The 9,163-nt window shown below is 42.1% G+C and carries 10 protein-coding genes and 1 pseudogene; 8 read left to right on the forward strand and 3 right to left on the reverse strand.

Annotation, left to right across the window (positions count from 1 at the left end; genetic code table 11):
- The 7 genes and pseudogenes from hyfE to hycI all read left to right on the forward strand — a co-directional run.
- Positions 1–69, forward strand: a pseudogene (hyfE, locus tag ACTH6U_RS20870) (hydrogenase 4 membrane subunit); the annotation flags it as partial.
- Positions 70–73: 4 nt separating this feature from the next.
- Entirely contained in the window at positions 74–1,654 is a 1,581-nt protein-coding gene (locus tag ACTH6U_RS20875; RefSeq protein WP_441828784.1) for a hydrogenase 4 subunit F, read from the forward strand.
- A gap of 1 nt (position 1,655) precedes the next feature.
- Positions 1,656–3,389: a hydrogenase large subunit gene (locus tag ACTH6U_RS20880; protein ID WP_294102947.1), complete on the forward strand. Its 1,734-nt coding sequence runs from the start codon at positions 1,656–1,658 to the stop codon at positions 3,387–3,389.
- A 16-nt stretch (positions 3,390–3,405) separates the two neighbouring features.
- A complete protein-coding gene (gene hyfH / locus ACTH6U_RS20885) occupies positions 3,406–3,957 on the forward strand; it encodes a hydrogenase 4 subunit H (protein WP_336428790.1) in 552 nt (183 codons plus the stop codon).
- Positions 3,954–4,736 carry an NADH-quinone oxidoreductase subunit B family protein gene (locus tag ACTH6U_RS20890; RefSeq protein ID WP_294102951.1) on the forward strand — a complete coding sequence of 261 codons (783 nt, stop codon included), beginning with the start codon at positions 3,954–3,956 and terminating at the stop codon, positions 4,734–4,736. The genes hyfH and ACTH6U_RS20890 overlap by 4 nt, the downstream gene beginning before the upstream one ends.
- Complete coding sequence (locus ACTH6U_RS20895) at positions 4,729–5,178, forward strand: formate hydrogenlyase maturation HycH family protein (protein ID WP_441833056.1); 450 nt, start codon at positions 4,729–4,731, stop codon at positions 5,176–5,178. The genes ACTH6U_RS20890 and ACTH6U_RS20895 overlap by 8 nt, the downstream gene beginning before the upstream one ends.
- Positions 5,175–5,654: a hydrogenase maturation peptidase HycI gene (hycI, locus tag ACTH6U_RS20900; RefSeq protein WP_294102956.1), complete on the forward strand. Its 480-nt coding sequence runs from the start codon at positions 5,175–5,177 to the stop codon at positions 5,652–5,654. Before ACTH6U_RS20895 ends, hycI begins: the two co-directional genes overlap by 4 nt.
- 97 nt (positions 5,655–5,751) lie before the next feature.
- On the opposite strand, the gene hybG is transcribed toward hycI, so the two are convergent.
- The 3 genes from hybG to hydN are packed head-to-tail and all read right to left on the reverse strand — an operon-like array spanning position 5,752 to position 6,961.
- A complete protein-coding gene (gene hybG, locus ACTH6U_RS20905) occupies positions 5,752–6,024 on the reverse strand; it encodes a hydrogenase maturation factor HybG (RefSeq protein ID WP_336428795.1) in 273 nt (90 codons plus the stop codon).
- A 36-nt stretch (positions 6,025–6,060) separates the two neighbouring features.
- Positions 6,061–6,402 (reverse strand): hydrogenase maturation nickel metallochaperone HypA, encoded by a 342-nt coding sequence (hypA, locus tag ACTH6U_RS20910; protein ID WP_294102963.1) that lies wholly within the window; start codon positions 6,400–6,402, stop codon positions 6,061–6,063.
- A gap of 10 nt (positions 6,403–6,412) precedes the next feature.
- Complete coding sequence (gene hydN, locus ACTH6U_RS20915; RefSeq protein ID WP_294102966.1) at positions 6,413–6,961, reverse strand: electron transport protein HydN; 549 nt, start codon at positions 6,959–6,961, stop codon at positions 6,413–6,415.
- 554 nt (positions 6,962–7,515) lie between these two features.
- Here hydN and ACTH6U_RS20920 point away from each other — a divergent pair.
- Positions 7,516–9,108, forward strand: a complete 1,593-nt coding sequence (locus ACTH6U_RS20920) for a sigma 54-interacting transcriptional regulator (RefSeq protein ID WP_294349952.1) — start codon at positions 7,516–7,518, stop codon at positions 9,106–9,108.
- The last annotated feature ends 55 nt before the right edge of the window (positions 9,109–9,163 follow it).

Below are 9,163 nucleotides of genomic sequence, written 5' to 3' on the forward strand. Positions count from 1 at the left end.
CTGGCACGTAAAATCTATCGCACGCTCAACACACTGAACGTGGATCAACTGACCGCGCTGAAGGGGTGATGAGATGAATCAAACTATGTTATTGACGTTATTAATGGCGACACCATTGGTTATTTCTATGTTGGCTTTTATCTGCCGTTTACTTGGAAATAGCGCCAAAATGGCGGTTACTTTGGTGCATGCCATCGGGATTACTTTATTGTTGGTATTATCGCTGTGGATGGTAAATACCATTGGTGAAGTTGGCGACCTGCTAATGGCGCAGCGCTGGATACATCTTGATAGCCTTGCTGGATTATTTTTAGCGATATTGGGAATTGTTGGTTTTCTGACAGGTTTATATTCCATTGGCTATATGAACCATGAGGTTGAAGAGGGGGAAATTAGCGTTGGAACCCTTTGCAATTACTATGGTTTCTTCCATCTGTTCTTATTTACCATGCTATTGGTTATTACCAGTAATAACTTGATTCTAATGTGGGCGGCGGTTGAAGCTACCACATTAAGCTCTGCATTTTTGGTAGGTATTTATGGCCAACGCTCTTCTTTAGAAGCCGCGTGGAAATACATCATTATCTGTAGTGTCGGTGTGGCATTTGGTCTATTTGGTACCATTTTGGTTTATGCCAATGCGGTCAATGTCATGCCTGATCCAGAGTTAGCGATTTTCTGGACAGAAGTATTGAAATATACCTCATTACTTGACCCAACTTTGATGCATTTAGCCTTTGTATTCGTTTTAATTGGCTTCGGAACCAAAACGGGTCTGTTTCCAATGCATGCATGGTTACCTGATGCACATAGTGAGGCTCCAAGCCCAACTTCGGCATTACTTTCTGCCGTATTGTTAAATTGCGCACTACTTATCATCATTCGTTATTACATCATCGTCACGTCTGCGATTGGTGGTGAATTTACTCAAACCTTGTTACTTGTCTTTGGCTTGCTTTCTGTTGCTGTCGCCGCATTCTTTATCTTAGTTCAACGAGATATGAAACGACTATTAGCTTATTCAAGCGTTGAAAATATGGGCTTGATTGCAGTCGCATTAGGTATTGGTGGCCCATTAGGGGTACTTGCTGCGTTATTACATACTTTGAATCACAGTTTAGCGAAAACGCTGCTGTTTTGTGGTTCAGGTAATGTATTACTTAAATATGGCACGCGGGATATTACCGTTGTTAAAGGGCTATTACGCACAATGCCATTTACCGCAGTCGTGTTCGCTGGTGGCGCATTAGCTTTAGGCGGTATGCCACCGTTTAACATATTTTTAAGTGAGTTCATGATTGTGGTTGCAGGTATTGCTACCAACCATTTCTGGCTGACACTGCTTGTTTTAATTCTCATTACTGTCGTTCTTGGCGGATTAGTCAGAATGATCTCTAAAACATTATTTGGTGAGAAACCTGACTGTGTTTCAAAAGGTGAACTTGGCATTTTGACGACCTTACCGATGGCAATTCTTATTGTTTTGATGTTGGTAATGGGTACGCACATTCCACAGTCTGTTAGTAATCTACTTGAGAATGCGGCCACTATTGTGTTGAAAGACAGTGCATTACCTAATTCAGAATTAACTACTTTAAACTTTCATTGGCCGTGGGGTGTAAACGCCTCTTCGACCTCATTGCAGGAGAAATAACGTGAGCTATCAGAATTATGCAGATACCCTTCAGGGCGTTCGTAAAGGCGCGGGTTATCTGGCAAAAGTCCGCGAGAAATTTCCTCATGCGGTGCTGGACGAAGAGTGGCAAACCGCAAATCAGGTCACCATCACCATTAAAACGGAAATGCTGCCAGAGGTGGTTGAATTTCTGTATTACGGTTGCGGCGGTTGGCTGCCAGTATTATGGGGAAATGATGAGCGCCCATTGAATGGGCAATTTGCGGTGTATTACGCACTTTCAATGGAAGAAGGTGAAAAATGCTGGGTAACAGTAAAGGCTTTTGTTAGCCCTATTACTCAAGAATTTCCTTCTGTTACTCCGCGAGTTCCAGCCGCAGTTTGGGGGGAACGTGAAATACGGGATATGTATGGTCTACGTGCGGTAGGCTTGCCTGATGAACGTCGTTTAGTGCTCCCCGATGATTGGCCTGAAGATCTTTATCCATTGCGTAAAGACACGATGGACTATCGTCAGCGTCCAGAGCCAACCACGGATACTGAAACTTATCAGTTTATCAATGATAGTAAAACTCAAAGCCGAGTTGTACCAATCGGTCCATTACATATCACCTCTGATGAACCTGGCCATTTTAGATTATTCGTTGATGGTGAACGCATTGTGGATGCGGATTACCGCATGTTCTATGTTCACCGTGGTATGGAAAAACTAGCAGAAACCCGTATGGGCTATAACGAAGTCACGTTTTTATCTGATCGTGTTTGTGGCATTTGCGGTTTCACTCACAGCGTGGCTTATACTTCTTCAGTCGAAAATGCCCTTGGTATTTATGTTCCACCTCGTGCGCATACTATTCGTAGCGTATTGCTGGAAGTGGAACGTCTACACAGCCATTTATTAAATATTGGTTTAGCCAGTCACTTTACCGGTTTTGATACTGGTTTTATGCAGTTTTTCCGCGTGCGTGAAAAATCCATGAAGATGGCTGAATTATTGACTGGTGCGCGTAAAACTTACGGTACTAATTTGATTGGTGGTGTTCGCCGTGATTTCTTAAAAGAACAGCGGGTGAAAACCATTCAGTTGGTACGCGAAATGCGCCGTGATGTGACCGAACTGGTGGATATGTTGCTGAGCACGCCGAATATGGAACAGCGTACTGTGGGGGTTGGTCTTTTAGATCCTAAAGTTGCGCGAGACTATAGCCCAGTAGGCCCAATGATCCGTGCTAGCGGATTCAAACGTGATGTGCGTTTTGATCACCCATTTGCCGATTATGCCAACTTACCGAAAACGCTTTTCACTCTAGATGGTTGTGACGTTTATTCACGCGTGATGGTGCGAATTAAAGAAACATTAGATTCTTTATCCATGATTGAATATGCATTGGACAATATGCCAGATGGCCCAATTTTGACCGAAGGCTTTACATATCAACCACATAAATTTGCGCTGGGTTATACCGAAGCACCACGTGGCGAAGATGTTCACTGGAGCATGTTAGGTGATAATCAGAAATTGTATCGCTGGCGTTGTCGTGCGGCGACTTATGCAAACTGGCCAGTACTGCGTTATATGTTGCAAGGGAATACGGTTTCTGATGCGCCATTAATTATTGGTAGCCTTGACCCTTGTTACTCTTGTACTGACCGTGTGACGCTGGTGGATGTGAAAAAACGTAAAGCAAAAACCATTGCATACAAAGAGTTAGAGCAACAAAGTATTCTGCGTAAAAAATCGTTAATGAAATAAATCGGAGGAAATACTAATGCTTAAATTATTTAAAATCCTCCGTGAAACGGGGACAGCAACGGTTAAATATCCATTTAAGCCACTTGAAGTGGCTCATGGTTTCCGTGGTAAGCCAGAATATGACCCATTGCAGTGTATCGCTTGTGGCGCTTGTATCTCGGCTTGTCCTGCGAATGCCTTAACGATGGAAACCGATTTAGAAAGCGGTGAACGTCGCTGGCAGCTATTTCTTGGGCGCTGTATTTATTGCGCCCGTTGTGAAGAGGTTTGCCCAACCCGAGCAATTCATCTGACAGAAGAATTTGAAACTGCCGTGATGAATAAAGCCGATCTGTATATGAAAGGGACTTTTCGTTTACAGCATTGTCGTCAGTGTGGCGAAGCATTTGCCCCTAAAAAATCAGTCGATTATGCAATGGCGTTGATGGTGGCGTCGGGTATTGAAGAGAGTGGCATTGAAGCACTAAGACCAATGTATGAAACCTGTCCGACCTGCAAACAGAAAAATAACCTGTTAAATAATAATCGTCAAAACTTCCGTTTGCATATTGAGGGAGATAAATCATGAGTTTTCCAGAGATCCCTGTTAATCATCATGTGAGTCAGCCTGTCAGCATGGATGAGCAGGTCGCAAAATTAAAAAGTACCTTGTTAAAAGATATCAAACGTTCAGCTTATGTTTATCGTGTCGACTGTGGTGGTTGCAATGGGTGTGAGATAGAGATTTTCTCTGCAATCACGCCTGTATTTGATGCGGAACGTTTTGGGATCAAAGTCGTTGCATCACCACGACATGCTGATATTTTGCTATTTACGGGCGCTGTGACGCGGGCAATGCGTATGCCTGCATTGCGTGCTTATGAATCTGCTCCTGACCCAAAAATTTGTATTTCTTACGGGGCTTGTGGCTGTGGTGGTGGTATTTTCCATGACCTTTACTGCGTTTGGGGTGGCAGTGAACATATTGTGCCGATTGATGTATGGATACCGGGTTGTCCACCGACACCTGCGGCAACCATTTATGGATTTGCGGTGGCCTTGGGGTTATTAAATCAAAAATTAACCGCACAAGATCACCATGAAGGCGAAGGTGAACGCGTAGAATTATTGTTACCCTCTATCCCATTGGCGACACGTGTGATGATTGAACGTGAAGCGCGTCGTCAGGCTGGGTATTTTCAAGGAAGAGAAATTAGCGATCACTTTTTATCATTGCTTGAAGGTGCAACACCAACACAGGTTCAAGCAACGATGCAAAAATGGATTAACGAAGAGCAAGATCCTCGCTTACGAGACATTGTTAACCGCTTAGTGACCGTGTTACAGCAAGGGGGCGTTGATGACTAACCCAAATGTTGAGCTCTCTACATCAGAGCAACCCGCATCGAAAGGCAACGTTTATTTTTGGTCACTGCGCCAAAAGTTTGTCGATAGCGACGACGATGTGCCCGAAGAAGCGCAGCAAGTCATGTATTACTCATTGGCTATTGGTCACCATGTTGGCATGATAGATTGTCTGAAAAATGAATTAGTGTGTCCATTAGACGGTTACCAGTCTTGGGTTAATGCAATACCTGAAGGAGAGGCGCGACGCAAATTGCAGGGGTTGATTACTTTCGGTGAAATTAATATCGATTCAACTCATACGAGTATGTTAGCACTTGCTGTCGATGGGTTTGCGAAAGATGAAAATTCACCTTATTGTGAATGGAGTTCAACCCTGATTCGATTATTAGGTGAAATTGAGCGAGAACCTGCAATTTACCTAATAGTAAAGAGGCGATCATGACAGATTTATCTAACAATAACATTATGTTAGCTGTTGGTAATAGTATGATGGGGGACGATGGCGCAGGCCCGATGCTATATGACTTGATGCAAGAAAATCCCATTGCAGATTGGCTAGCAATAAATGGCGGAAGCAGTCCTGAAAATGTGACCCATCAGATAAGAGCGCTTAAACCTAAACGTTTGTTAATAGTGGATGCTGCGGATATCGGCTTAAATCCAGGTGAAATCCGTGTTATTGATCCTGATGATATTGCTGAAATGTTTATCATGAGCACGCATAATTTACCGTTGAATTTTTTAATCGACCAATTAAAAGACGATATTGATGAAGTGATTTTTTTGGGTATCCAACCTGATTTAGTGGGTTTTTATATGCCAATGAATGAACAGGTGATTGATGCAGTACAACAAGTTTATGCTGCATTGCCTCTCTGGGAAGGGTTCGGCGGATTCAAATTATTCGATGGCGAGTAATTTCATTATAAATAGTTGATGTTTAGTTGTTGAACTTGTAAACCGCAGTGAGGTTATTTAAAACACTGCGGTTTTTATTGATTAAGGATGTTGTATATCAAGCATTTCCATGTAAAAAGTAAGAAACATCTTCTTCGACTTCGGCCATTGCCATTAGGGCTTCAAGCGTATCATGGGCCTCTTCTTCATCGATAATACTCATGGCAAAACCGACGTGAACGAGCACCCATTTATCAAGCATGTCGGTGGTTTCTCCATCACAAACCAGCGCAATGTTCACATCCCGTTTAACCCCACAAACTTCGACTTGTGCATTGTCCATTGGTGAATTACCTACTGACACAATTTTGCCGGGTATGGCTAAACACATAACTGACTCCTGATTTGATTTAAACGTCTTACAAGATTATTCCACTTCAATTTGCTTTACCTGCATGGTGTCGCTGCTGTTTATTTGCAGGTTACGACTGCCACAGTGAGGACATCCCGTATCAAATTGGGTAACGCTCACATTGCTTTGGCAATCTCGGCACCATGCTTGCGCAGCGACGGTGGTGACATGTAACTTTGCACCTTCAGCGAGCGTGTTACGGCAAACAATATCGAAACAAAAATGCAGTGCAGACTCTTCAATACAAGAAACCGCACTAAGTTCTAACCAAACTGCACAGACACGCTGTGCGTGATTTTGTTTTGCATGCTGTTCGATAATTTCTAACGCACTTTGACATAAGGTAACTTCATGCATCGGGACTCTCTTATGACATCAAATCGTAAGGAATTTCAAAAGCCGCACGGCGACGACGCTCTTTAATAATTTCATCCATACGATTACGGTCTACGACAATAAGCGCATCGGTTGGGCAAACTTCCACACAAGCAGGGCCACCTTCGCGAGTATGGCAGAGATCGCATTTATGTGCTTCAGCACGGTATTGTGGAATGGTATTTAGCGCAGTATTTTGTTGAGCAACAAGGCGGCTAATGACTTCCATTGTGCCGTAAGGGCAAGCAATGACGCAGGTTTTACAACCGATACATTTAGATTGGTCAACATACACAAAATCATCTTTACGGCTAATCGCACCATTAGGACAAACATTGGCACAGGGGGCATCTTCGCATTGACGGCAAACTACAGCAGTACTGATGTTATAGCCTTTGATAACATGAATGCGTGGGAAAAAATCATCTTTAACGACAGTTTCAATACCTGTTTCTTGTTCTTGATGAGAAACTACACATGCCACTTCACAAGTGTGACAGCCAATGCATTTTTTGGGGTCTGCAATGATGAAACGGTTCATCATACTCTCCTGAATGATATACGACGACATCACATCCGGCTTTCCGGTGTAACCGTCCTCTGGTTCGAATACCTTTTCATAAGCATGTATCGTGCCAGATCAGAAAAATAATTTAATTCAGTTAAATCAGTATATTAATAAATAATAAAAAGGTGCTGAAAGGGTAATTGAAATATTCGTCACAAGCTTCGACAAATATGACGATAATTACAAACATCGTTATATATATGGCTATACTAAGATATTGTTATATTAAAAATAGGGGACTGGATCAAACTTAAATCAGTCAGCGATATTCTTTTTTTATAGAGTCATTACAATAATAGGATTAAAAAATTGTATTAGCTAAAATGATATTAATCACGGCATTAAATTTTTTGAATTTGCATTTATTCATAGATGAGTATTTTAGAATATATAAGCGATAAATATTCAATTAATAGCAAGACGATAAACGAAGTTAGCTTGGGGTACATACTTTAGTATGTGATCTAAGTAGCCAAGTGAAGACAATACAGCGATAACCTGAACCATGACGAGTTAGTGGAGACTTTGTGGATATATCTGAAAAAGCTGAACGTATACGCCATGAACGCGACCAGTACAGAATATTAGTTGATATTACCAATTCGGTGCTTTCTCATTTAGAAATGGATGGTTTAGTTGCTGAAGTATCTCGAGAAATTTACCGTTTTTTCGGTATAAGTCAAATCAGCATCGCATTATGTGATAATTATAGTTCTGCCGTATACCTTTGTTATTCCAGCTATTATCAACGTTCACATCCCGTTGAGAAAATGCAGTATCATTTGAATGAGTTACATCCAGATTTAACACAGGCTCTTGATAGTAATCAGCCTGTGCGTTTGACTTTAGATTCTGCCACGCAAGACCCACTTTATAGGCATGTGTGTGAGCAAGGAATGAGTGAAACGTTGTTATTACCATTGGCATTTAACCATAAACCTTTGGGGGTGTTGGTTTTATCTCATGAAAATAAAAGTATTTTTACAGAAGATAATTGTAATTTGCTTAAACAAATAGCGGCACGATTTGCAATTGCAGTTGATAACGCAGCTGCTTATGGTGAAATTACTCGTTTAAAAGACAGCCTGAAAACTGAAAATCTTTGGTTGACTGAACAGATACATCGTACTGATAGTTTCAGTGAAATTATTTTTCAAAGCGAAGCGATGCGTAATGTATTAGAGCAAGTTGATTTGGTGGCTCACAGTGATAGCACCGTGCTTATCTTAGGTGAAACGGGAACTGGTAAGGAGCTTATCGCGCGAGCTATTCATCGTTTAAGTGATAGACATCAACGCACTATGATTAAGATGAACTGTGCTGCTGTTCCATCAGGGTTGCTAGAAAGTGATTTATTTGGTCATGATAAAGGCGCGTTTACCGGAGCTACCACAACACATATTGGCCGTTTTGAAATGGCGGATAAAAGTACGCTATTTTTAGATGAAATCGGTGATATGCCGTTAGATCTTCAACCCAAGTTATTGAGAGTGCTGCAAGAACGTGAAATTGAACGTATTGGCGGTAATAAAGTGATACCCGTGGATGTTAGACTAATAGCAGCCACAAATCGTAATCTTAAATCCATGACCAATGACCGTGAATTTCGAGAAGATCTCTATTACCGTTTGAATGTATTCCCTATTGTGATCCCACCGTTACGAGAGAGACCAGAGGATATCGCACTGCTGGCAACCTATTTTACGCAAAAAATTGCTCAGAGAATGAACCGAAAAATAGACTGCATTCCACTCGATGCTCTGGAACAGCTTTCTCGCTATCCATGGCCCGGTAATGTGCGAGAACTAGAAAATGTGATTGAACGAGCAGTGATCCTTACCCGCGGTAATACACTTAATTTACAGTTACATGAGCTGAATATCCCAAAGCCATCACGCCTTAAAAATGCACTGCAAACTCCGACGTTGCTCGAAAAGCGAATGCAAACAGAGGCGCCTGAAAATGATGACGAGGAAAGGGATAGAATTATTGCTGCACTAAAAGCAACGAATGGGGTGGTTGCTGGTGCAAGAGGGGCAGCAACACGTCTAGGGTTGAAGCGGACGACGTTGTTGTCGAGGATGCAGAGGTTAGGGATTTGTGTCCAAGATCTTTTTTAGTTCGTATACCTGTCATACTTCGAGCTGTAGGGGTGTTGGCTTCATTCGCCAACCT

The organism is Providencia sp., assembly GCF_052096715.1.
In the GTDB taxonomy this organism is placed as follows: Bacteria; Pseudomonadota; Gammaproteobacteria; order Enterobacterales; family Enterobacteriaceae; genus Providencia.

What these genes read in the sequence shown, in the direction of transcription:
- hydN (WP_294102966.1), bottom strand. Translation starts at nt 6,961, where the DNA reads ATGAACCGTTTCATCATTGCAGACCCCAAAAAATGCATTGGCTGTCAC.
- hyfH (WP_336428790.1), top strand. Translation starts at nt 3,406, where the DNA reads ATGCTTAAATTATTTAAAATCCTCCGTGAAACGGGGACAGCAACGGTT.
- ACTH6U_RS20875 (WP_441828784.1), top strand. Translation starts at nt 74, where the DNA reads ATGAATCAAACTATGTTATTGACGTTATTAATGGCGACACCATTGGTT.
- ACTH6U_RS20890 (WP_294102951.1), top strand. Translation starts at nt 3,954, where the DNA reads ATGAGTTTTCCAGAGATCCCTGTTAATCATCATGTGAGTCAGCCTGTC.
- hybG (WP_336428795.1), bottom strand. Translation starts at nt 6,024, where the DNA reads ATGTGTTTAGCCATACCCGGCAAAATTGTGTCAGTAGGTAATTCACCA.
- hypA (WP_294102963.1), bottom strand. Translation starts at nt 6,402, where the DNA reads ATGCATGAAGTTACCTTATGTCAAAGTGCGTTAGAAATTATCGAACAG.
- ACTH6U_RS20895 (WP_441833056.1), top strand. Translation starts at nt 4,729, where the DNA reads ATGACTAACCCAAATGTTGAGCTCTCTACATCAGAGCAACCCGCATCG.
- hycI (WP_294102956.1), top strand. Translation starts at nt 5,175, where the DNA reads ATGACAGATTTATCTAACAATAACATTATGTTAGCTGTTGGTAATAGT.